At 71.5% G+C, this 21,932-nt stretch carries 22 protein-coding genes and 1 pseudogene; 13 read left to right on the forward strand and 10 right to left on the reverse strand.

What is annotated here, in order from left to right:
• Nucleotides 1-7 precede the first annotated feature (7 nt).
• Complete coding sequence (locus tag ACFC1T_RS17785) at nt 8-1,555, forward strand: recombinase family protein (protein ID WP_375889505.1); 1,548 nt, start codon at nt 8-10, stop codon at nt 1,553-1,555.
• Nucleotides 1,556-1,959: 404 nt separating this feature from the next.
• On the opposite strand, the gene ACFC1T_RS17790 is transcribed toward ACFC1T_RS17785, so the two are convergent.
• The 9 genes from ACFC1T_RS17790 to ACFC1T_RS17830 form a co-directional block, all read right to left on the reverse strand.
• Entirely contained in the window at nt 1,960-2,121 is a 162-nt protein-coding gene (locus ACFC1T_RS17790) for a YqaE/Pmp3 family membrane protein (RefSeq protein ID WP_375889508.1), read from the reverse strand.
• A gap of 101 nt (nt 2,122-2,222) precedes the next feature.
• Nucleotides 2,223-3,179 carry a TIGR03557 family F420-dependent LLM class oxidoreductase gene (locus ACFC1T_RS17795; protein WP_375889511.1) on the reverse strand — a complete coding sequence of 319 codons (957 nt, stop codon included), beginning with the start codon at nt 3,177-3,179 and terminating at the stop codon, nt 2,223-2,225.
• 130 nt (nt 3,180-3,309) lie between these two features.
• Complete coding sequence (locus tag ACFC1T_RS17800; RefSeq protein WP_375889513.1) at nt 3,310-3,690, reverse strand: hypothetical protein; 381 nt, start codon at nt 3,688-3,690, stop codon at nt 3,310-3,312.
• Between the two features lie 101 nt (nt 3,691-3,791).
• Nucleotides 3,792-5,561 carry a glycoside hydrolase family 15 protein gene (locus ACFC1T_RS17805; RefSeq protein WP_375889515.1) on the reverse strand — a complete coding sequence of 590 codons (1,770 nt, stop codon included), beginning with the start codon at nt 5,559-5,561 and terminating at the stop codon, nt 3,792-3,794.
• A 66-nt stretch (nt 5,562-5,627) separates the two neighbouring features.
• Complete coding sequence (locus ACFC1T_RS17810) at nt 5,628-6,740, reverse strand: enolase C-terminal domain-like protein (RefSeq protein WP_375889517.1); 1,113 nt, start codon at nt 6,738-6,740, stop codon at nt 5,628-5,630.
• 2 nt (nt 6,741-6,742) lie between these two features.
• Nucleotides 6,743-9,802 carry an FAD-binding and (Fe-S)-binding domain-containing protein gene (locus tag ACFC1T_RS17815; protein ID WP_375889520.1) on the reverse strand — a complete coding sequence of 1,020 codons (3,060 nt, stop codon included), beginning with the start codon at nt 9,800-9,802 and terminating at the stop codon, nt 6,743-6,745.
• A gap of 3 nt (nt 9,803-9,805) precedes the next feature.
• Entirely contained in the window at nt 9,806-11,593 is a 1,788-nt protein-coding gene (locus ACFC1T_RS17820) for a thiamine pyrophosphate-requiring protein (RefSeq protein ID WP_375889523.1), read from the reverse strand.
• 60 nt (nt 11,594-11,653) lie between these two features.
• A complete protein-coding gene (locus tag ACFC1T_RS17825; RefSeq protein ID WP_375889526.1) occupies nt 11,654-12,421 on the reverse strand; it encodes a class I SAM-dependent methyltransferase in 768 nt (255 codons plus the stop codon).
• A 10-nt stretch (nt 12,422-12,431) separates the two neighbouring features.
• Nucleotides 12,432-13,118 carry an HAD family hydrolase gene (locus tag ACFC1T_RS17830; protein ID WP_375889529.1) on the reverse strand — a complete coding sequence of 229 codons (687 nt, stop codon included), beginning with the start codon at nt 13,116-13,118 and terminating at the stop codon, nt 12,432-12,434.
• Between the two features lie 120 nt (nt 13,119-13,238).
• Here ACFC1T_RS17830 and ACFC1T_RS17835 point away from each other — a divergent pair, with 120 nt between their 5' ends.
• The 9 genes from ACFC1T_RS17835 (at nt 13,239) to ACFC1T_RS17875 (ending at nt 19,280) form a co-directional block, all read left to right on the forward strand.
• Nucleotides 13,239-14,315, forward strand: coding sequence for an SDR family oxidoreductase (locus ACFC1T_RS17835; protein WP_375889532.1), 1,077 nt, complete (start codon nt 13,239-13,241; stop codon nt 14,313-14,315).
• 2 nt (nt 14,316-14,317) lie between these two features.
• Nucleotides 14,318-14,641 carry a plasmid stabilization protein gene (locus tag ACFC1T_RS17840; RefSeq protein ID WP_375889534.1) on the forward strand — a complete coding sequence of 108 codons (324 nt, stop codon included), beginning with the start codon at nt 14,318-14,320 and terminating at the stop codon, nt 14,639-14,641.
• A 365-nt stretch (nt 14,642-15,006) separates the two neighbouring features.
• Nucleotides 15,007-15,462 carry a hypothetical protein gene (locus ACFC1T_RS17845; protein WP_375889536.1) on the forward strand — a complete coding sequence of 152 codons (456 nt, stop codon included), beginning with the start codon at nt 15,007-15,009 and terminating at the stop codon, nt 15,460-15,462.
• A complete protein-coding gene (locus ACFC1T_RS17850) occupies nt 15,459-15,749 on the forward strand; it encodes a monovalent cation/H+ antiporter complex subunit F (protein ID WP_375889539.1) in 291 nt (96 codons plus the stop codon). Before ACFC1T_RS17845 ends, ACFC1T_RS17850 begins: the two co-directional genes overlap by 4 nt.
• Before the next feature lie 54 nt (nt 15,750-15,803).
• Entirely contained in the window at nt 15,804-16,100 is a 297-nt protein-coding gene (locus ACFC1T_RS17855; protein WP_375889542.1) for a cation:proton antiporter, read from the forward strand.
• A complete protein-coding gene (locus tag ACFC1T_RS17860; protein WP_375889544.1) occupies nt 16,097-16,363 on the forward strand; it encodes a Na(+)/H(+) antiporter subunit B in 267 nt (88 codons plus the stop codon). The genes ACFC1T_RS17855 and ACFC1T_RS17860 overlap by 4 nt, the downstream gene beginning before the upstream one ends.
• Entirely contained in the window at nt 16,360-17,112 is a 753-nt protein-coding gene (locus ACFC1T_RS17865; protein WP_375889547.1) for an MnhB domain-containing protein, read from the forward strand. Before ACFC1T_RS17860 ends, ACFC1T_RS17865 begins: the two co-directional genes overlap by 4 nt.
• Complete coding sequence (locus tag ACFC1T_RS17870; protein WP_375889550.1) at nt 17,112-17,459, forward strand: sodium:proton antiporter; 348 nt, start codon at nt 17,112-17,114, stop codon at nt 17,457-17,459. Before ACFC1T_RS17865 ends, ACFC1T_RS17870 begins: the two co-directional genes overlap by 1 nt.
• 3 nt (nt 17,460-17,462) lie before the next feature.
• Nucleotides 17,463-19,280 carry a complex I subunit 5 family protein gene (locus tag ACFC1T_RS17875; protein WP_375889552.1) on the forward strand — a complete coding sequence of 606 codons (1,818 nt, stop codon included), beginning with the start codon at nt 17,463-17,465 and terminating at the stop codon, nt 19,278-19,280.
• A 9-nt stretch (nt 19,281-19,289) separates the two neighbouring features.
• Here the strand turns inward: ACFC1T_RS17875 and ACFC1T_RS17880 are convergent.
• Nucleotides 19,290-19,568: pseudogene (locus ACFC1T_RS17880) on the reverse strand (DUF6328 family protein); the annotation flags it as partial.
• A 278-nt stretch (nt 19,569-19,846) separates the two neighbouring features.
• Between ACFC1T_RS17880 and ACFC1T_RS17885 the strand changes: the two are divergent.
• From ACFC1T_RS17885 to ACFC1T_RS17895, 3 genes are all read left to right on the forward strand, one after another.
• A complete protein-coding gene (locus ACFC1T_RS17885) occupies nt 19,847-20,248 on the forward strand; it encodes an STAS domain-containing protein (RefSeq protein WP_375889555.1) in 402 nt (133 codons plus the stop codon).
• A 10-nt stretch (nt 20,249-20,258) separates the two neighbouring features.
• Nucleotides 20,259-20,714 carry an ATP-binding protein gene (locus ACFC1T_RS17890; protein ID WP_375889557.1) on the forward strand — a complete coding sequence of 152 codons (456 nt, stop codon included), beginning with the start codon at nt 20,259-20,261 and terminating at the stop codon, nt 20,712-20,714.
• Nucleotides 20,715-20,873: 159 nt separating this feature from the next.
• Entirely contained in the window at nt 20,874-21,773 is a 900-nt protein-coding gene (locus ACFC1T_RS17895; protein WP_375889560.1) for a SigB/SigF/SigG family RNA polymerase sigma factor, read from the forward strand.
• The last annotated feature ends 159 nt before the right edge of the window (nt 21,774-21,932 follow it).

Below are 21,932 nucleotides of genomic sequence, written 5' to 3' on the forward strand. Positions count from 1 at the left end.
GATGCCCATGGGCATCATGACGGCTTCGGCGCCGGTTCGGGCAGTGGTGGGTTCGCGTGTCTCGGACACGCACGGCAACGAGGGCAAGGTCTCGCACCTGATCCAAGCGGAGACAGCGACCCGGCACGCGTTGGCGAAGGAGTGGGAGATCGTCGGGTCCTTCGAGGACCTCGATGTCTCCGCTGAGATTACGCCGTGGAAGCGCCCGGACCTGGGGCCGTGGCTGACCGAGCGGCAGGACGAGTGGGACGCGTTGGTGTGGGCCAAGGTCGACCGGGCGTTCCGCTCGGCGAAGGACTGCGCGGACGTGGCGCACTGGGCGGAGGAGAACCACAAGGTCCTGGTCTTCACTGATGACGGGATCACGTTGGACTACCGGGAGGGTCGGGAGTCGTCGTTCGGGAACGAGCTGGCGAAGGTGTTCCTGATGCTGGCGTCGATCTTCGCGGAGATGGAGCTCAAGCGGATCAAGGCGCGGGTGACGGCCGCGCACAAGCACCTCCGGAAGACGGACCGCTGGGCCGGCGGGCAGCCGCCCTACGGGTACCGGATCGTGGACCGGCCCGGCGGCGGGCGGACGCTGGAGCCGGACCCGGTGACGTCGGAGGCGGTGCGGTACATGGGCCGGCTTCTGCTGGAGGGGCAAAGTCAGTGGATGATCGCCACGGCTCTGGAGGCGGCGGGCTTCGACACGCCGGCGACCCACGCGTACAAGAACCAGGGGGACAGTTACTCGAGCAAGCGGAAGGCTGCTCCGTCGAACCACTGGAACCCGAGCAGTGTGGGGAAGATCCTGCGCTCGCCGGCGACGATGGGCCTGAAGCTGACCGGCCGCTCCGTGAAGACGCGCAAGATCGCCCGCGATGCGAAGGGCCTGCCGATCCGGATGGCCAAGCCGCTGTTCACGGAGGAGGAGTGGGCGGCGGTCCAGGCGGCGATGGACGAGCGCTCGGTCACCAAGGAACGCTCGAACGGCGCCTCGCCCTGGCTGGGCGTGCCGCACTGCGACCGCTGCGGGGACCGGTTCTACCGGCAGCTGAACTTCGCGAAGAACGGGAAGGTGTACGAGTACTACCGGTGCGCGAAGACAGCCGGCAAACCCGCGTGCAAGGGCCAGTCCGTCAAGGGCGAGCGAGTCACCGCAGCGATCACCTCCCTCGTGGATCGCCTGGCCGGCCTGGCGATGACGGTCCGCCGGTTCATCCCCGGTGAGGACCACACCGAGCAGCTCAACCACGTCACCCAGGCCATGAAGGACATCCGGGAGGAGAAGCGCCGAGGCCTGTTCGACTACCCTGGTGGCGACGACGAGTACTCCGAGGCCCTCGAGACCTTGGTTGACGAACGCCGCCGGCTCGCTGCCCTCCCGCAACGGCCCTCCGCCTGGGTCGAGGTCGAGACCGGCCAGACCTTCGCCGACGCCTGGACCGAAGCTGACCAGGAGCATCGCCGCCAGCTCCTCCTGGGTCTCAAGGCCCGGTTGTACATGACGCCTGCTCTTGAAGGCTGGTACCTGCCTGCGGAGCTCGAAGCGCGTGTTGGACGGCTGGCATGAGCCGGCAGCACGGCGTAGGTCATTTCACCGGGGTCGTGGCAGACCCGAGATCCCCGACTACGCAGGCTCTGCACTTGCCGTAATACTGATCGAACATGCCTCTGAACTGCGGAAACATGGAGCGCAAGGAAGATCATTTCACAATCAGTGCACACGCGGCGGCCTCGACGACAAGACGTGGTGAGAAGCGTCGAGCGGATGCCACGAAGTCGAGTTGGCTGCCCGCCGCCTGGGCTACGCAGTGCTACTGCTCGGGCGACCGTCTTCAACAGGGATGCCGACGGTCGTTTCGAGATGCGCGACCGCACCACCAACACCTGGCGCTGTGCGGTGGAGCCTCGGCGATTCGGCCTGCGGTCCGATGATTGGAGGCGTGCGTGCCGAGACAAGCAACCTCGAAGTGATCAGTCTGTGACGACCTGGTAGATGCCGTAGATGACGCCGGGCACGTGGCCGAGGAGCTGGAGGAGGAAGGCCCACAGCACCTTCATGCTCGGACCGTCCTTGATCAGTACAGCCAGCCAGGGCAGTACCAGGCACAGCAGGACCAGCAAGACCTTCACCATGACTGTTCCTCAATTCTGATGAATTCGCGTGTGCCGATGTGGTGCGGCAGACCCGGGTGCAGGGCGCCGGGTCGCTCCGCTGGGGCAGGCCGAGCAACCGGTCAGGTGCGCAGGGCGGGGAGAACCAGCTCGCGGTAGGCGTCGAAGAAGACCTCCTGGTCGGGGCCGATCTGGCCGACGTACACCTCGTCGAAGCCGGCCCGCGCGTACGCGCTAACGGCCTCGACGTGCTCCTCCGCCTTGTCCCCGCAGGTGACCGCGTCGGTGACCATCTCACGGGTGACCAGTTGGCTGGCCTGCTCGAAGTGCGCCGGGGTCGGAAGCACCTGGGCGAGCTCGCCGGGCAGCAGCTCGGTCGGCCACAGCCGGTGCACCAGTTCCACCGCGTTGTCCCGGTTGCTGCTCCAGCAGACCTTCACCCCGCCCAGCACCTTCTTGCCGTGGCCCCCGTGCTCCCGGAAGGCCGCCACCAGGTCCGCGTCGGGGGTCATGGTGACGAAGCCGTCCCCGATCCGGCCGGCCAGCTCTGCGGCCTTCGGCCCGAATGCGGAGACGTAGACCGGTACAGGCTGGTCGGGGGTGGTGTAGAGGCGGGCGTTGTCGACCGTGTAGTGCCGGCCGCGGTGGCTGACCTGCTCGCCGGTGAACAGCCTGCGCATCGCTTCGACCGCTTCCTCCAGCATCTCGGCGCGGACGTCGAACGAGGGCCACGCATCTGCGTGGATGTGCTCGTTCAACGCCTCGCCGGTGCCGACCCCGAGCGCGAAGCGCCCGCCGAGCAGCACGCTGGAGGTGGCGGCGGCCTGTGCGGTGACCGCCGGGTGCAGCCGGACTGTGGGGCAGGTCACCAGGGTGGTGACCGGTAGGTCGACGGCCTGCGACAGTGCGCCGATCACCGACCATACGAACGCGCTGTTGCCCTGGGCGTCGTTCCACGGATGGAAGTGGTCCGAGATCGCGAGCCGGGTGAAGCCCGCTTCCTGGGCGCGGCGTGCTTGGTCGATCAGCTCTGCCGGGGTGAACTCCTCACACGACAGGAAGTAGCCGTACTCGGTCATGGCAATTCCCTTCCGTTCCGGCGGTGCGTGGCCTCCGCAGCTCGCGCCTGCCCGGGGCGCGGCCTGTCACACGTCGGGCGGCACGATCTGCTGTCGCCGGGACGCCGGCAGGCGGCGGTGACGGACACGTCTAGCGGTCCGTGCCGCAGCGGGGCTCGTGACCCCGTCGGGCGGTATCGGCGTACGTGCCGATGCCGAGGGCGCGTTCCAGCTCGCTGATGCGGGCCCGGACCTGCTGTCCGTCACGGACGCCGTGGCGTGGGCGGGCCAGGACCACACTCGCCACGAGCCGGCGCAGGAGCAGCACGGGGACGGCGGTCACCCACAGCACGCCGGAGCACAGGGCGATCACCTCGATGTGAGGGCGTTCCCTGCGCTCGAATTCGGCGAGCGACCTGCCGGATGCCGGACCGCCGAGGAACCCGGCTCTGCCGCGTTCGAAGACGGTGCGTGCCGTCACCACCGCGCCGATCGCGTATCCGCCGAGCATGCCCAGCCACAGCAACAGCACTGCTGGTCCCCTCCCAGATCGCCGAACGCCTCTTGGTGTGGCTCGTCTGCCCCGTGTCGGGCGGGTCACGCACGCCGGGCATGGGCCTGGTCGGCTTCGGCTCAGGGCGCTGCCGGGCCGGAGCCGAGGCGGGTGGCGGTTTCAAGCATCAGCGCGTGGACGAAGGCCTGGGGGAGGTTGCCGCGCAGCTGGCGCTGGGCGACGTCGAACTCCTCTGCGTACAGGCCCGGTGGGCCGCACGCGGCCCGGTTGCGTTCGAACCAGCGCACGGCCTCTACGTCGTTGTTCTGCTGGTGTTCGGCCAGGGCCATGGCGAAGCCGCAGAGCAGGAACGCGCCTTCGGCGTCCTGCAGTGGCCGCTGGTCGTGGCGGAACCGGTAGAGGTAGTGGTCGGTGGCGAGGTCGGTGCGGACCGCGTCGAGGGTGGCACGGGTTCGGGGGTCGTCAGGGGGCAGGGCGCCGCGGATGGCGGGCATGAGGAGGGCGGCGTCCACGGCGGGGTCGGTGGGGGAGCGTTGCCAGCGGCCCGAGGGGTGCAGGCAGTCGGCGGAGGTCTCCGCGACGAGGCAGTCCGCCAGGGCTTCCCAGTTGCCGGCCTGTGCGCCGGAGGCGCGCGGGGCAGCCTGGGCGATGGCGCGCAGACCGGCGGCGCAGGTGAGGCGGCTGTGTGCCCAGTGATCGTCGTGCAGTTCCCAGATTCCGGCATCTGCCTCGCGGTGACGGGCCGCGATCGTGTCGGCGGCGATCAGCGCTGCCCGCCAGCCGTCTGCGTCCAGTCGGTCCGCGCGGGCGGCCGCCGCGAGGAGCAGCAGGCTCTCGCCGAAGCCGTCGAGCTGGAACTGTCGGTTGACGTGGTTGCCGACGACGTCGAAGCCGCCGGGGTAGCCGGGTAGGTCCAGCGTGCGCTGGTCGGGCACCGGCCGGCCGGTGGCGGTGTAGGCGGGGGAGAGGCGGGGGCCGTGTTCGAGCATGCGGGCAGCGGTGAACCGCACAGAATCGTCGAGCAACCGGTGCCCTCCAGCGGCTGCGGCGGCCTGTCCGATGTAGGCCTGGTCGCGGATCCACACGAACCGGTAGTCGTAGTTGCGGCCCTGCTCGGCCCGCTCCGGCAGGCTGGTGGTGGCCGCGGCCACGGTGCCCCCGTCCGAGGTGGTCAGCCCGGTCATGACCGCGTACGCGTGCCGGGCGTCGCGGTGGCCCAGCGTGTTCGCGAGGTCGGGCACGCACGCGGCCCAGCCGGCCTCGGTGGCCCGCCAGATCGCGTCGGCCGGAGCGGGCGCGGTCAACGGCCGGTCGGAGATCTCCAGAACGAGGTCGTGGTGCGCCCCGGCCGGGACCTCCAGGCGAGCCTTCAGGGTGGTGCCGTCGAAGCGGGCGTCCGGCATGCCGCTGAAGCGCGCCCGCAGACCGCCGGCGCGCCCCGTCCACCGGCCGTGGGCGTCGCGGCGCACGTCCTGGAACGGGTGCGCCCCGAACCCGGCCGCCAGTTTCAGCTCCATGTCCAGCCGGGCGTCGGCATCGACGGCCAGGACCCGGCGCAGCAGCACCGCACGGTGCTGGTCGCCGGGGTGGGCGAGGGCCTCGCGGCATTCGGTGATCCCAGCTGTGGTGACCCAGCGGCTGCGCCAGATGAGGCTGCCCTGCTCGTAGTAGCCGCCCCAGACGAACGGCGCGTCGGGGGTGACGGTGTACCAGCCGTCACCCCCGATCAGGGCGGCGAGGACGGCGTCGCTGTCCCAGGCGGGTGCGCACATCCACACGATGTCCCCGCGTGGTCCGACGAGGGCGCCGCGCTCGCCGTCGGCGAGCAGCGCGTAGTCCCGCAGGGCGTGCGGAGCCGGTGCGCCGCCGGGCCCGGTAAGGGCGGTCATGGCCGCATCCCCTTAGCGCCGTGCGATCCGGCGGCTGCGAAAGCCACCGGCCGCTCTGGGCCGGGCTCAGGAACGCACACGGTACTTCTCCGCCACCTCGGGCCGAATGTTCACGCCGAGGCCGGGTTCGCCGCCCTGTCCTGGCAGCAGGCGGCCGCCGGCCGGATCGAGGGCGCCGTCGAAGAGGAGGTTCTCGATGCGGACATGGTCATGGAACCACTCCAGGTGGCGCAGATTCGGCACGGCGGCGGCCGCGTGGGCGTGGGCGTGCGGGGCGCAGTGGCCGGACAGCTGCAGGCCGTGGGCCTGAGCGAGGGCCGCGGCGCGCAGCCACACGGTGATGCCGCCGCAGCGGGTGGCGTCGGCCTGCAGGCAATCGACAGTCGGGATCATGCGGGCGAAGTAGGGCAGGTCGTAGCCGTACTCGCCGGCCGCGACGTCGGCGGAGAGCGCGTCGCGGACTTGGGCGAGGCCGGTGAGGTCGTCGGAGGAGACCGGCTCCTCGAACCAGCTCACCCCCAGGCCAGCCAGCGTGCGGCCGATCCGGACGGCCTGCTTGCGGGTGTAGGCGCCGTTGGCGTCGACGTACAGCTCCGCCTCGTCGCCCACCAGCGCACGGGTCACTTCGGTCCGTTCCAGGTCGCGCCGCTCCCGGGTGCCCCACCCCTCGCCGATCTTGATCTTGAACCGGGTGAGGCCCTGGGCCGCCCAGCCGTCCAGCTGATCGGCGAGTTGCCGGTCGGTGTAGGTGGTGAAACCACCGCTGCCATAGACGGGTACCTCCGTGCGGGACCGGCCGAGCAGGTCGGCCAGCGGCAGGCCGAGGACGCGGGCTTTGAGGTCCCACAGGGCGATGTCGATCGCGGAGATGGCGCCGGCGACCAGGCCGGGGCGCCCGGCGTTGCGCACCGCCTGGCTCATCGCCTCGTTCGCGGCGGGCACGTCGAGGACCGGCCGCCCGGTGACGATCCCGGCAAGCAGTCCGGTGATGGCGTGGGCGGTGGCGGGAACGCCGTAGGTGTAGCCCAGCCCGGTCGCACCCCCGCTACGGGCCTCGACCACGACCATGGTCGTGCTGTCCCACGAGAGGGTGCCGTCCGCCTCGGGGGCGTCGGTCGGAAACCGGAGCACCTGGACGTGGACGCTCTCGACCGTCGCGGTGCTGGGGGTGCTTCCCATGGCTACCTTCCGCGGGTACGGCGGCGGGCGGACCGGGCGCCGACGGCAGCCAACCCCGCTGCGGTTCCGGCGAGGCCCACGGTCAGGAGGCGGGCCGGCACCGGGTGCGGTCGCGGTCGCGGGACCGCCTTCTCCGGACGGTCGGCGGGTAGTGCCCCCTCCAGGGCCAAGGCGAGGGCCTCCGCGAGGTGCACGGCCTGACGGCCGGTGTCGGCCTGCTCGATCTGGGTGCGGCAGCTGAACCCGTCGGCCAGCACCAGCGCGCTCGGCGCGGTGTCGCGTACGGCGGGCAGCACGCCCTGCTCTGCGATGGTCTGTGACAGGTCGTAGTGCCCCCGCTCGAACCCGAAGTTACCGGCCAGGCCGCAGCACCCCTCGTCGAGGACGTCCGCTGCCAGCCCGGCGCGACGCATCAACTCACGGTCGGGATCGGAGCCAAGGGCGGCGTGCTGGTGACAGTGGGTCTGCACGGTCGCCGCCCGGCTGAGCCGGGGTGGCTGCCAGCTCCCGGGGGCGTGGTTGACGAGCTGTTCGGCGAAGGTCCTGGTCTGCGCCGCAAGGCGGGCGATGTCCTGATCACCCGCGAGGAGATCGGGGGCGTCGCTGCGAAAGACCGCAGTGCAGGAGGGTTCGAGCGCGATGACCGGAGTGCCGGCGTCCAGCCACGGCCTCAGCGCCTGGGTGGTGCGGTGCAGGGCGCGGCGGGCAGTGGCGAGCTGCCCGGTGGAGATCCAGGTCAGGCCGCAACACACCGGTCCTTCGGGGACGGCGACCTGGAACCCGGCGTCCTCCAGGACGCGGACGGCGGCGTCGGCGATGTGCGGGTGGAAGTGGTTGGTGAAGGTGTCCGGCCACAGCAGGACGGTGCGCGGATCCTGCGGATCGGGCTGGGGGCGCCCGGTCTCGTGCCAGGCGGCCTGGAACGAGGCAGGGGCGAACAGCGGAGCCTTGCGGCGGGGATCGATCCCGGCGACGGTCTTGCCGAGCCGGCTGATGCCCGGGGCGTGCAGGACGGCGTTCGCGAGACCCGGTGCGCTGCCGGCCAGCCGGGCCCACAGCGGGAGCCAGCCCATGGAGTAGTGGGCAGCGGGCCGCAGCCGGCCCTCGTAGTGGTGGGCGAGGAACTCGGCCTTGTAGGTGGCCATATCGACGCCGACCGGGCAGTCGGACTTGCAGCCCTTGCACGCCAGGCAGAGGTCAAGGGCGTCGCGGACCTCGGTGGAGCGCCACCCTTCGGTGACTGGGGAATCCTGGTGGCCGCCGAGCATCTCGAACAGCAGCCGGGCCCGGCCCCGGGTGGAGTGCTCCTCCTCCAGAGTGGCCCGGTAGGAGGGGCACATCACGCCGCCCTGGTGGGTGCGGCAGTTGCCGATCCCTACGCAGCGGAGCACCGCCTGCCCGAAGTCGCCTCCGTCGTCGGCGAAGGCGAAGTGGGTCTGCGTCGGCTCGGGCCGCCAGGCAGCTCCTAGGCGCAGGTTGTCATCGACGCGGTGGGGGTGGACGACCTTGCCGGGGTTCATCCGGTTGTCCGGGTCGAACAGTGCCTTCATCTCGCCCATCGCCTCGATGAGGGCGGGGGTGAACATGCGCGGCAGCAGTTCGCCGCGGGCCTGCCCGTCGCCGTGCTCCCCGGAGAGGGATCCGCGGTAGGAGGCGACCAGGTCGGCCGCGTCGAACAGGAACGCCCGGAGCTGCTCGATGCCCTTGCCCTCGCGCAGCTCGAAAGGGATCCGGGTGTGCACGCAGCCCTGCCCGAAGTGCCCGTACAGGGAGGCTTGCTGGTAGCCGTACCGGTCGAAGAGCCGTTCCAGGTCGCGCAGGTAGTCGCCCAGCTTTTCCGGCGCGACCGCGGAGTCCTCCCAGCCCTCCCACGTCTCGGATCCGTCCGGCGGCCGGGCGGTCACTCCGAGGCCCGCCTCGCGGGCCTTGAGCATTTCCTGCTCGCGCGGCGGATCGTCGGAGAGCGCCACCCGCGGGTCGTCCTCGCCGCGGCCCAGTGACCGCAGCAGCTCCATGGCCTGTGCGTCCGCCTCGTCCTTCGTGTCGCCGGTGAACTGGACCAGCAGCCAGCTGTCGCCCTCGGGCAGGCTTTCCAGCGAGTCCAGGTAGGCGTGCTCCTCGCGCATCAGCTGCGCCATGCGCCCGTCGATCGCCTCCAGCTGGGTGGGGCGGCTGTGCTTGAGCAGGTCGGGGACGGCGTCGGCGGCCTGGTAGATGTCGTCGAAGCCCAGGACCAGCAGTGCCTCGGCGGCCGGCACCTCGACCAGTTCGAGCTCGGCGTGCAGGACGGTCACCAGCGTGCCCTCGCTGCCGACCAGCGTCCGGGCGATGTCGAAGCCGTTCTCCGGCAGTAGCGAGTCCAGGTTGTAGCCGGACACCCGGCGAGGGATCTTCGGATAGCCCGTGCGGATCTCCGCCAGATGGCGGCCCGCGAGGTCCTTCAGGGCCTGGTACAGCCGGGCCTGGCCACCGCCCTCGGCCATGATCTGCTCGAACTGCGCCTGGTCGGTCGGACCGGCCCAGAACCGGACGCCGCCGTAGGTGAGCACTTCCAGGCCGCGGACGTTGTCGACGGTCTTGCCGTAGGCCTGCGCCGATGCCCCGCAACTGTTGTTGCCGATCATCCCGCCCAGCGCACAGTGGGAGTGGGTGGACGGCTTCGGCCCGAACATCAGCCCGTAGCTCGCGAGTTGGCGGTTCAGTTCGTCCAGGACGATGCCCGGCTCGACCACGCAGGTGCGCGCCTCGCGGTCCACAGACAGCAGCCGGTGGCAGTACTTGGTCCAGTCGACGACCACCGCCTCGTTGGTGCACTGCCCTCCGAGGCTGGTGCCACCGCCCCGGGAGAGCAGCGGCGCGCCGAACCGGGAGCACACGGCGACCGCCCGCGCACCGGCCTCGACCGTGCGCGGCACCACCACACCGAGCGGGACCTGCCGGTAGTTCGACCCGTCGGTGGCGTAGGCGCCCCGGCTGCCCGGATCGAACCGGATCTCGCCGTCCACTTCGGCCCGCAGAGCATGTTCGAGCGCGCCCAGGTCCACTTCCTGATGACCGGTCACCGGTCAGCTCCCTCCGTCGCCGGGGAGGAACTCCTGGAGCTTGGCCTTCACCCCTTGCCGGATCACGGAGCCCCGATCGCTGTCACCCGTGAGGACGGACAGGGCGGCGGCCTTGATCTGGTCCCAGGTGGCGTGCGGCGGGATCGGCGGCACCGCCGGGTCGGTGCGGAAGTCGATGACGAACGGCCGGTCCGCCGCCAGCGCCCGACTCCAGGCGGGCTCCACGTCCTCCGGGCGCTCGACCCGGACGCCGTGCAGGCCGAACGACTGCGCGATGTCGGCGTACCGCACGTCGGGCAGGCTCTGCGAGGGCTCGAACTGCGGTGCACCCTGCATCGCGCGCATCTCCCAGGTGACCTGGTTCAGGTCCTGGTTGTTCAGCACCGCGACCACCAAGCGCGGATCCGACCACTCCCGGTAGTACTTGGCGGCGGTGATCAGCTCGGCGAGGCCGTTCATCTGCATGGCGCCGTCACCGACGATCGCGATCGCCGGGCGGTCGGGGTGGGCGAACTTCGCGCCGATCACGTACGGCACCCCCGGACCCATGGTGGCCAGCGTGCCGGACAGCGAGCCGCGCACCCCGTCGCGGAATCGCAGGTGGCGGGCGTACCAGTTCGCGGCCGACCCGGAGTCGGCGGCCACGATCGCGTTCTCGGGCAGCAGGGCGTCCAGGGCGTGCACGACGTACTCGGGGTTGACGGGGTTGGCGCTCACCTCGGCGCGGCGCTGCATCACCTCCCACCAGCGGGCGGTGTTCTCCTCGACGGTCTTGCGCCAAGTGCCGTCCGCCCGCGGCTTCAGCAGCGGGATCAGGCGGCGCAGCGTCTCGCCGGCGTCCCCGACGAGGTTCACCTCGAAGGGGTAGCGCAGCCCGACCATGGACGGGTCGAGGTCGATCTGCACCGCCCTGGCCTGGTCGAACTCGGGCAGGAACTGGGTGTAGGGGAAGCTGGAGCCGATGACGAGCAGGGTGTCGCAGTCGCGCATCATCTCGTACGACGGCCGCGTGCCGAGCAGGCCGATCGACCCGGTGACGTACGGCAGGGTGTCGGGCAGCGCGTCCTTGCCGAGCAGCGCCTTCGCCACGCCCGCGCCGAGGAGCCCGGCTGTCTGCTGGACCTCGGGGCGGGCGCGCCGGGCGCCCTGGCCGATCAGCATGGCGACCTTCTCGCCCGCGTTCAGGATCTCGGCAGCTTTCGCGAGATCCTCCTCGGCGGGGACAGGCGCGTAGTGGGGGACACCGAGGCTGGAGGGCACCTGCTTGAACGCGTGCGCCGGGGGCTCGTATTCGAGTTCCTGCACGTCGGCAGGGATGATCAGCGCGGTGACGGTGCGGCGGGTGGCGGCGATGCGCATCGCCCGGTCCAGCACGTTCGGCAGCTGCGCGGGGACGGTGACCATCTCGCAGAACTCCGAGGCCACGTCCTTGTAGAGGCTGAGGAGGTCGACCTCCTGCTGGTAGGAGCCGCCCATGGCACTGCGGTCGGTCTGGCCGACGATGGCGACCACCGGGACGTGGTCGAGCTTGGCGTCGTACAGGCCGTTGAGCAGGTGGATCGCGCCCGGGCCGGAGGTGGCGACGCAGACTCCGGTGCGGCCGGAGAATTTCGCGTAGCCGACAGCCTGGAACGCGGCCATCTCCTCGTGCCTGGCCTGGATGAACCGGGGCCGGTCATCCGCCCGGCCCCAGGCGGCGAGCAGGCCGTTGATCCCGTCGCCGGGGTACGCGAAGACGTGGTCCACCTCCCAGTCGCGCAGCCGCTCCAGTACGTAGTCGGAAACCTTCATCACCGGACTCCTCCACAGCGCGGGCCGTTCGTCGGGTGCCGGACGGCCCCACAGCAGCGGCTAACCGCTGGCGCCGTGCTGAAACCGCCGCAGCGCATCGGCTGTGGCGGGACGCCGGGCGGCGACCAGGTCGGCGCCCGGCGCCTGCACCAGGTACAGGCCTTGGTCGTGGAGCTCCTCGGCCAGCAGTTCGGGGGAGGCCGGCCACTGGTCGAACTCCTCCCGGGCTTCGCGCAGCACCTCCTGCTCCCGTTCGACGCGGTAGGTGAAGGCCGTGCGCAGGACGCCGCGGTGGGGCCGGCGGGTGACGTCGGCGCTGTACAGGTCCGGGCCGACCCGCACCGGGCCGAGCTTGCCCAAGGTCTCGGCCTCGGTGGGCAGGGCCGGGGGTGGTGGGTCGAAGAGCAGCAGCCCGCCGGGCAGGAGGGCCGTCGCGATCGCCTTCCAGGTGGCGCGCCGGGTGGCGGGGTCGAGGCTGGCGATCACGTTGGAGGCGACAGCCAGGTCTGCGACCGCGGTGAGGCCCGTCGTGTCGACGGGTTCGGGGTGGACGGTGACGCGGGTGCGCTGGTCCGCGCCGAGGTGGGCCAGCCGGGACAGCAGTGCGGCGCGCATGGCTGGGGCCGGTTCAACGGCGTGGACGGGCGCGCTGGACGCTCGGAGCAGGACCTCGGTGACGATGCCGGTGCCCGCGCCGATGTCCAGGATCGCGTGGCGGGCGTGGGCGGCGGCCTGGGTGAAGCGCCGCTCGGCCAGTCGGCGGTCGGTCTCGGCCTGCAGGATGTCGTAGAACTCGGCGGAGACCGCGTAGTCGTCGTTGCCGCCCATGTCCGCGCGGCTAACCGGACGCTGCCAGGTAGCGAGCCGGGTCCGACAGAGCGCTGGCGTCAAGGCCGGTGAGGAGCTCGCCCACGTCGCGGTGGACCTCGACGGCGCCGGCCATGCGCAGGGGCTGTTCGCTGAAGCCTCCGGAGAGCACCGTGATGCACCCGACGTGTGCGCGTGCGGCGGCCTGCACGTCCCAGGGCGTGTCGCCGACGAACAGGGCCGCTTCCGGCTCGGTGCCGGACTTGCCGAGGGCGGCGTGGACCAGGTCGGGGGCGGGTTTGGCGGCATCGACGTCGTCGGCGTTGGTGGCGTGGTCGATCGCGTCGTCGGCGTCGAGCACGCGGCGCATGACCTGGAGGTCGCGCCCGGAGGCCGAGGAGGCGAGGGTGATCGTCCAGCCGCGCCGGTGCAGCTCCCGCAGGAGCTCGGCGGCGTCGTCGAAGGCGCGCAGGTGCGGCCAGTACCGGGCGAACAGTGCCTGGTGCGCCGCGCTGATCGCGTCGTCCTCGCCGTGGTCTCGGTCCTCGCCCAGCAGGTGGTCCAGGAGTTGTGCGCCGCCCATGCCGATCGCCCCGTGGATCCGGGCCATCGCCGGAGTCTGGCCGTACTGGGCGAATGCCTCCGCCCAGGCGACTGTGTGCCAGTAGGTGGTGTCGACCAATGTGCCGTCGACGTCGAACAGTGCCGCAGCCGACATCGGAGCCTCCCTGTTCCCGTCCCGAACCCGTCGGATCTGCTCGGCGGCTACCCCGACTGTCAGGGTCCACACAGCAGTGGGGTTCGTTTGCCACGCCGTTTTCGGGAAAGCCGCATCGGCATGAAACCTGTGGAGTCCTCCGGTCGCACCGTCGTGATCACGGGTGCCAGCGCGGGTATCGGGCGGGCTTGCGCGGTGGCGTTCGCCGCCCGGGGAGATCGGCTGGCGTTGATCGCCCGCGGTCGCGCCGGACTGGCGGGTGCTGTGCGCGAGGCCGAGGAGGCGGGAGCCGACGTGGTCGTTGCCATCGAGGCCGACGTCTCCGACCCACGGGCGGTGGAGGCGGCCGCCGAGCGGGCCGAAGCCGCTCTCGGGCCGATCGACGTGTGGGTGAACGACGCTTTCGCGTCCGTCTTCGCGCCCTTCACGGAGATCACCCCGGAGGAGTTCCGGCGCGTCACCGAGGTCACCTACCTCGGTTACGTGTACGCCACCCGCGCCGCCCTGGCGATGATGCTGCCCCGCGGCCACGGAGTGGTCGTGCAGGTCGGCTCTGCCATCGCCTACCGGGGCATCCCGCTGCAGAGCGCCTACAGTGGCGCCAAGCACGCCATCCAGGGTTTCAACGAGGCGCTGCGCTGCGAACTCCTCGCCTCCGGCACGGGGGTGCGGACCACGATGGTGCAGATGCCGGCGGTGAACACCCCGCAGTTCGACTGGGTCCGCTCCCGGCTGCCCCGCCGTGCGCAGCCCGTTCCACCGATCTACCAGCCCGAGATCGCCGCCCGCGCCGTCCTGTACGCGGCCGACCACCCCGGGCGGCGCGAGTACTGGGTCGGCGGCAGCACGGCGGCCGCTCTGGTGGCGAACGCCGTCGCGCCTGGACTGCTGGACCGCTACCTGGCCCGCACCGGGTTCGCTTCCCAGCAGGAGGACCGCCCGCGCCGAGCCGCTGACCCGGACAACCTCTTCGAACCGGCGGACGCCTTGCAGGACTTCGGGTCGCACGGCCGTTTCGACGACCGGGCCCGCGAGCACAGCAGCCAGCAGCTGGCGGCGCACGCCGCCGGCGCGTTGGCCGCAGCGGTGCGGCGTGCGGCCGGACGGGTGCAAGGGGGTTTCCGAGATGCCGGAAGGGGGTTCCTCTCACGGATGGGGGGACGACGCTCCCTGCAGTCAATGGACAGGAAGGTGTGACCATGCCTCGCGGATCGAGCCCGAAACGAGAACGGCAGTACGAGCACATCAAGGACAGCGCGCTGGAGCGGGGTGAGAGCGAGAAGCGCGCGAAGGAGATCGCGGCCCGCACGGTCAACAAGGAGCGGGCACGGCACGGCGAGTCGAAGACCGCCAGCCGCAGCTCGGTCAAGGACATCTCCTCCTCTCGGCGTGGCGGCCTGCACTCGCACAGCGGCTCCAAGGGCCCCACCTACGACCAGCTGTACAACGAGGCCAGGCAGCGCAACATCCACGGGCGCTCGACGATGAACAAGAAGCAGCTCGAACACGCCCTCGGCCGATAGGAGTCCCACGATCATGGGCACCGTCCCCGTGCCACCCGGCCCCGACACCAACCCCGTTCCGCCGCACGAGCCGCTGCAGCCTCCGGGCCCGCCGCAGCCCGTAGAGCCGCCCGGCCCACCGCAGCCAGTCGAGCCCCCGGTGCCACCGGATCCACCAGCGCCCCCGGGCACGCCCGAGCCGCCCCCGGAACCGATGCCGCCCCGCCCAGGTGAGCCGGCCCGCAGCCGGCCCCGCCCGCCTGAGCCCCCGGACTAACCGAAGCCGACGGGCCCGGCGCCAGGGAGGAATCCGGGGGCGTTTCCAGCACCAGTCGTCCGCGTGGTGCGCGCGGCCGGACCAGGTAGTCGGGACAACAGGAGGCCGGGTGTTCGCCAGGCTGGTGGAGATCGTTTTGTGGGGTGCGGTGCTGACCGGGCTGACCGTGGTGTTCATCAGCGCCGTGTCGCCCGTCGAAATGGTGGTGGCCGCCACCGCCGGGCTGGGCGGCGCCTTCGCGGCGCGGCGGATGAGGATGGCCGCAGGCGTTCATGCCGTGGGTGGCAGCGCCGCCCTGCGGGCGCTGGTCGCCCTTCCGCACGCTGTCCTGCGGGGGCTGGCCGTCCTGGTGGCGGCCGCAGCCGCCGATCCGACCGACGGGGCAGTGCGGCGCATCCGGCTTCGACCCGGGGCGGCTGCCTCCTGGGCCGCCGTGCTGATCGCCGCTTCGCCGGACACCTGCGTGATCGACGTCCCGGGCGATGCCGAGGTCGTCGTCCACGCCCTGCGTCCGGGCAGCGGGCCCGTCGAAGAGGCCGTGGCCGGGAAGGACACAGAGCGGTGAACGCATGGGCGGTGGCCTCGCTGCTTCTGTTGGCCGGCACGGCGCCGGCCTGCCTATGGGTGACGGCGCGCGGCACGGCGATCCGCCGCCTGGTCGGGGCCTCGCTGCTGTCGACCGTGGTCGGCGCGGTGTTCCTGCTGCTGCCGATGGCCTACGACCGGTCCTCCTACCAGGACCTCGCGCTGATGCTGGCCGTCCTGGCCCCTGCGGGCACCCTCGTCTTCACCCGCTTCGTCGCTGGCCACCGGCACGAGGCCCGCCCGCACGATTGCCCACCAGAGACCTGACGGGACCACGTACCGTCCGGCCGACCGGGCCGGAGACGTGGGAGGGAGTCCAGATTGACCCCGCGCCATGTGATCGAGCTCGTCCTGCTGTGGGCCGGCGTGGGCTGCGTTCTCCTGTCCACGGCTGCGGTGGTGCGGCTGCGTGGCACGCTGATGCGCCTGCACGCCCTGACGCCGGCCTCGGTGGTCGGGGTGCCACTGATCGCCGCGGCGGTGGCCGTCGACCAGGGGCTGGGCCGCGCGGCCGTGAAGACGCTCTTCATCGGCCTGGTCTTCGCCGTCGGCGGGACGGTCACCACGATCGCCATAGGCCATGCCGCCCACCAGGCCGAGGACGGGGGCAGGGAGTGAACGAGTGGCTGATCGGCGCCGCCGTCGCCTTCGTCGTGCTCGCCGCCACCACGGCGGTCCTCACCCGTGACCCGGCTCGCCAGGCCGTCGTCCTGTCCGTGCTGGGTCTGGGCCTGGCAGTGCTGTTCGCGGTGCTGCAGGCCCCGGACGTGGCCCTGTCCCAGCTGGCCGTGGGCACCGCGCTGACCCCGCTGCTGATCCTTCTGACCGTCCGTAAGGTCACCCGCCGCCCCACCCACACCGATGAGCGGGAGCAGAAGTGACGGCCCGGACCCGGCTGGCGATGTTCCTTGCGGCGGCCGCCGTGATCGCCGCGTTCTTCGCCGCCGCCTGCACCAGCCTGCCGCCGTTCGGAACGGACAGCCACCCCTACGGGGAGCGAGCCGTTGCCGCCGCCCTGGACCGGCGCACCGCCAACGTCGTCTCCGCCGTCAACTTCGACATCCGCGCCTTCGACACACTCGGCGAGGAGTCCATCCTCTTCGGCACCGTCCTGGGCGCGACCCTGCTGCTCCGCCGGGCCCGCGATGAACGCCACCGCCGCGCCGAAGCAGAACGGGTCATGCCCACCACCCGCCTGTTCGGCGCTCTCCTGCTCCCGGTCACCCTGGTCGTGGGCGTGTACATCGTGGCGCACGGCCAGCTCAGCCCCGGCGGCGGCTTCCAGGGCGGCGTCGTGCTCGCCACCGCCCTGCACCTGGCCTACGTCGCCGCCGACTACCGAGCCCTCAAGAAGCTGCGCCCGCTGGCAGTCCTCGACGTCGCGGACTCCCTCGCCGCTGCCTCCTACACCCTCGTCGGCCTGGCCGGGCTGATCGCCGGCGGGGCGTTCCTCAAGAACGTGCTGCCGCTGGGCACCTTCAATACCATCATCTCCGGCGGCACCGTGCCTGTGCTGAACGCCGCAGTCGGCGTCGAAGTCGCCTGCGGCCTGATCGCCTTGCTCGCACACTTCCTCGACCAAGCCGTAGAACTCACCGACCCCGACCAGCACGACAACGGAGACAACTGATGGGGACATGGGTCTTCCTGGCCGCCGGATGGGTCCTGCTGATCGCTCTGTACGGCCTGGTCACCAGCCGCAACCTCATCCACGCCATCGGCTGCCTGGCCGTCGCCCAGTCCTCCACCTACCTCCTGCTGCTGGCCGTCGGCTACCGCCGCGGCGCCACCGCCCCCGTCTACTCGGACCTCGCCCCTGGCGCTCACCCAGTCGTCGACCCCGTCGTGCAGGCCCTCGCCCTGACTGACGTGGTCGTCGGCGCGACCGTCACCGCCCTGCTGCTGGCCCTGACCATCCAACTGCGCAAACGCCACCACACGGTCGACCCTCAGGCCCTCGCCGCCCTCAAGGGCTGAGCGATGACCGAGGCTGCTCTGCTGCCGCTCGCGGTGGCCGTTCCCCTGCTCGGCGCGGCGCTGCTCGCCATCGCCGGCCGTAGCCTTCCCCGGCGCGGCTGCGACATCCTGGCCACCACCTGCGCCGGCGCCGAAACGGCCTGCCTAGCCCTGCTCTGGGCACGCAGCGACACACACCTCGTCACCGCGGACCTCGGCGCCTGGCCCGCCCGTCTGGGCATCGTGCTCGCCGCCGACCCCGTCGGCGCGGGCCTCGCGCTCCTCGTCGCGGTCCTGGTGCTCGCCGTGATCGTCTACTCCTGGCGGTACTTCGAAGAACCGACCGGCGAGCACGCCGGCGCCTTCCCTGCGCTGATCCTGCTGTTCGAAGCCGGTATGGCCGGCTTCGCGCTCACCGGCGACCTGTTCAACGCCTTCGTCTTCTTCGAGCTCATGGGCGCGGCCGCCTACGCCCTGACCGGCTACCACATCGAGGACCCGCGCCCGCTGCACGGCGCTCTCACCTTCGGCATCGTCACCTCCTTCGCCGCCTACTGCTCCCTGCTCGGCATCGGCCTGCTTTACGCCCGCACCGGCGAGCTGAACCTCGCCCGCCTCGGCGAGCAGCTCGCCGGCCACCACACCGACCTGCTGACCGTGGTCGCGTTCGTCCTCATCAGTACCGCCCTGCTGGTCAAGGCGGCCGCCGTGCCGTTCCATTTCTGGCTGCCCGACGCGCACGCCGTCGCGCCGACGCCGGTGTGCATGCTGATGTCCGGCGCCATGGTCGAGCTCGGCGTCTACGGCATCGCCCGCATCTACTGGACCGTCTTCTCCGGCCCCGGCGGCATCCCCCAGTCGGCCTTCCGCACCACCTTCACCGCCCTCGGTGTGCTGACCGCCCTCGTCGGCGCCCTGATGTGCTGGCAGCAGCGCCACCTCAAGCGCCTGCTCGCCTTCTCCACCGTCAGCCACGTCGGCCTCTTCCTCGTCGGAATCGCCCAACTCACCCCCGGCGGCGCCGCCGGCACGGCGGTGTACGTGGCCGCGCACGGTTTGGTGAAGGCCGCACTGTTCGCCCTCACCGGGGTGCTGCTGGACCGCTACGGCTCCGTCGACGAGCACGGCCTGCACGGGAGAGCACGTGAACTCCGTCCGGTGGGCGTCGCGTTCGTCGTCGGCGCGCTGGCCCTGGCCGGGCTTCCCCCGTTCGGCACCGGTCTCGGCAAGGCCCTTGCCGAGGAGGCCGCCGGCCGCTGGCAGCCCTGGCTGCCCGCTGTGTTCGTCACCGCCTCCGCCGTCACCGGCGCTGCCGCCCTTCGCGCGGCCCTGCGGGTCTTCTTCGGCGTGGGCCCTGCCCCACGCAGCCGACCGGACCAGGACGAGACCACTGGTGAGGGCGAGGAGCCGGAGATCCGTTCCGCCAATCGAACTCTGCCGCCCACCATGACGATTGTCCCGGCCGTCCTGATCGGCCTGGCAGCCCTCGTCGGCGCCCTGCCCGCCGTCTCCGCCGCTCTCGCTCGCGGGGCAGCCGGCTTTACCGACCCCGTCGGATACGCCGCAGCCGTCCTCACCGGCTCCGGCGAAGTGCCCGGGCCCGCTCCGGCTGCCGACTGGACCACGGCGGGTGTGCTGCTCGGTCTGCTGTCCACCGGCCTCGCAGCCGCGCTGGCCACCGCCGCAGTCCGCCACCCTGCCCCCGTGCTTCCCGGCCGCCACCCAGCCGCCCGAGCGGTACGGGCAGTGCGCCGGCTGCACTCCGGCCACTTGGGCGACTACCTGGCTTGGTTTGCGCTGGGGGTCGCAGCGCTGTGCATCGCGATCGCGGCCCAGACCTGAGCCCGGCTGCTACGAGGTTCTCTGCGCACCCGGATGGCCGCGGTCAGGCCCTTGCGGGCACTGCTGGGCCTGCACATCGGGCAGGGCCGGAACGGCGGCGGTGCAAGGAGTGATACCTGCCCGCCCTGTGTTAACGGCCTTGTCGTCGAAGTACTCGCGCCTCTGGTCGAAGTGGCCGAGCAGGACGAGGCGCGGCATGAAGACCACGCTCAGCAGGAAGCCGAACAGCACCTGCGAGCCGGTCTGGGTGACCGGGACCTCCTGAAGCAGATCACCCCTCCGGCGGTCGGCCCGCTCCTCGGCCTACTCCCGGCGACCGGTCCTCGCTCCAGAACCCGAACCCGGGCGAGGTGTGGCCACCGCGATCGCCTCCTCCGACACGGGGAACCCGGTTCGCGTAGTAGGCGTGTAGCTGGACGCAGGACGGGCAAACGCCGGTCAGGAGCGAGGCACGGGAAACCTGGTCGCCTTCGCGAGGGCCGCGCGGCGCGGCTGGGTCCGTGGGAGAGCGGGGCATGATGGGCCGGGAAGCGAGGAAGCCGCCACGAGCTGCCCGGGAGTTCGCCATGCCGCAGTCGGCCGACGACGAGTACGGCCCCGGGCGACTGCGGGTGACGGTGTCGCGCCAAGGTGCGGTCCGGGTGGTGTCCGTCAGCGGGGAGCTGGACCACGACACCGGGGAGGGGCTGCGGGCGGCGTTGGTCCGCCCCTGGGACGAAGGGGAGCAGCGAACCCTCGTAGACCTCGCCGATCTCCGGTTCTGCGACTCCACCGGCCTCAACATCCTGCTCCGCGCCCGCCTGGTGGCCGAGGCCGACGGGCGGCAGCTCGAAGTCGCCGGCCCGACCTCAGCGGTGGCCCGGCTGTTCGCCGTCACCGGCGCCGACACCGTGCTGCGCATCCACCCCGACCTGGGCACGGCCCTGCGGACGGCCGGCCCCGCCCACGACACCGGCGACGCACAGTGAGACCGCTCCGATGACCCGCTTCGACGAAGGCTCTCCCGCCGCAACCGCACAGACCCGGCGGCTGGCCCTCTACGGCACCGACGGCGCGGTGCAGCGCTGCCGCGACTTCAGCCGCCAGGCGCTGGTGGACTGGCACTGGCTGCCCGCCCGGGACGAGGAGGGTCAGGCCCTTGTCGAGGACCTGCTGCTGATGGTCTCGGAGCTGGTCACCAACGCCTGCCTGCACGCTCCCGCGGGGCCGACGGAGCTGAGCCTGAGCTGGGACGGAGCGCACCTGTGGGCGGGGGTGGCGGACGGCAGTCCGGTGCCGCCGCGGCTGAGCCCGCATCAGGATCCGGCCCGCCCCGGCGGCCACGGGCTGCGCGTGGTGGACCGGCTGGCAAGCCGTTGGGGATCGGCGCCGGAAGGCCCCGGGAAGCTGGTCTGGCTGAAGCTGGCCGCGCCGCCTGGCCTCAGGACTTCTTGATCCTGAGGTTTCGACCTCGATCCGCGCGACACGGCGGGGGTCCTTCTGGCCGGACTGTCCCGGCTAAAACAGATAAATCAAATCGTTTATGACTTTATCGGAGACAGGTGGGTACAAGAAGGGACGCAGCGGGGGCCCCGATGCGCAGGAGATTTCGTCGTGTCCAGCACACTCGACCGGCAAGTCCGCTGGCCCGACCAGAGCGACCCACCACCCCCCAACCTGCCGCCCTGCCCCACCAGGGACGAGCTGCGGGCGATGGGCAAGCTGGAGGCGCGCGCGCTCAGTGACGCACTCTTCGCCCGCCTGGCCGGGCTGCCCCGGGAGAGTTACGCGTACAGCTATGTGCGCGGCACGATCATCGAGCTGAACATGCCCATGGTGCGCTTCATCGCCGCCCGGTTCCGACACCGCGCGCAGGAAATGGACGACATCGTCCAGGTCGGCACCATCGGCCTGATTAAGGCCGTGGACGGCTACGACCCCGAGCGTGGCGTCGAGTTCCTGACGTACGCCCTGCCGACCATCGCGGGCGAGGTCAAGCGGTTCTTCCGTGACACCTCCTGGCCGGTGCGGGTACCGCGCAGCACGCAGGAGCTCTACCTCGCGGTGACGCGGGGGTCGGACCGGTTGGAGCAGAAGCTCGGCCGGTTGCCCAGCCCCGAGGAGATCGCCGCCGACCTCGACCTCACGGTGGAGCAGGCCGTCGAGGGCCTGGTCGCCGGGCGCGTCTACCGGCCCGACTCCCTTGACGCACTGCGCGAACACGACGGCGACGAGACTGGCAGTTCCCTGCTCGACCGCCTCGGCAGCTGCGACCCGGACCTGGAGCTGGCCGAGTTCCGCACCGCTGTGCGCCCGCTGCTGGCAGGCCTGTCGCAGCGTGAGCAGACCATCGTCAAGCTCCGCTTCTGGGACGCGCTCACCCAGTCCGAGATCGCCGCCCGGGTCGGCGTCTCCCAGATGCACGTCTCCCGGCTGATCGGCGGCATCCTGGGCCGGCTGCGCGAGCAGCTGGACGACGAGGACGCGCCCGGCTGGGCGACGGAGACCGGCTGATCTCCTCCTGTACCCGTATTCCCGGCGTCAGCCGCAGGCAGCCGTGCCACGAGGCAAAAACTCCGTGTGAGGAGTGGCCGAGTGCTCAGCCCCTCTCGCACACAAGGGGTGTGGGGCGGCTGGGCAGGGGTAGGCGCGAGCTGGCGAGGGGGGAGCGCA

The organism is Kitasatospora sp. NPDC056076, assembly GCF_042266305.1.
Classification (GTDB): domain Bacteria; phylum Actinomycetota; class Actinomycetes; order Streptomycetales; family Streptomycetaceae; genus Kitasatospora.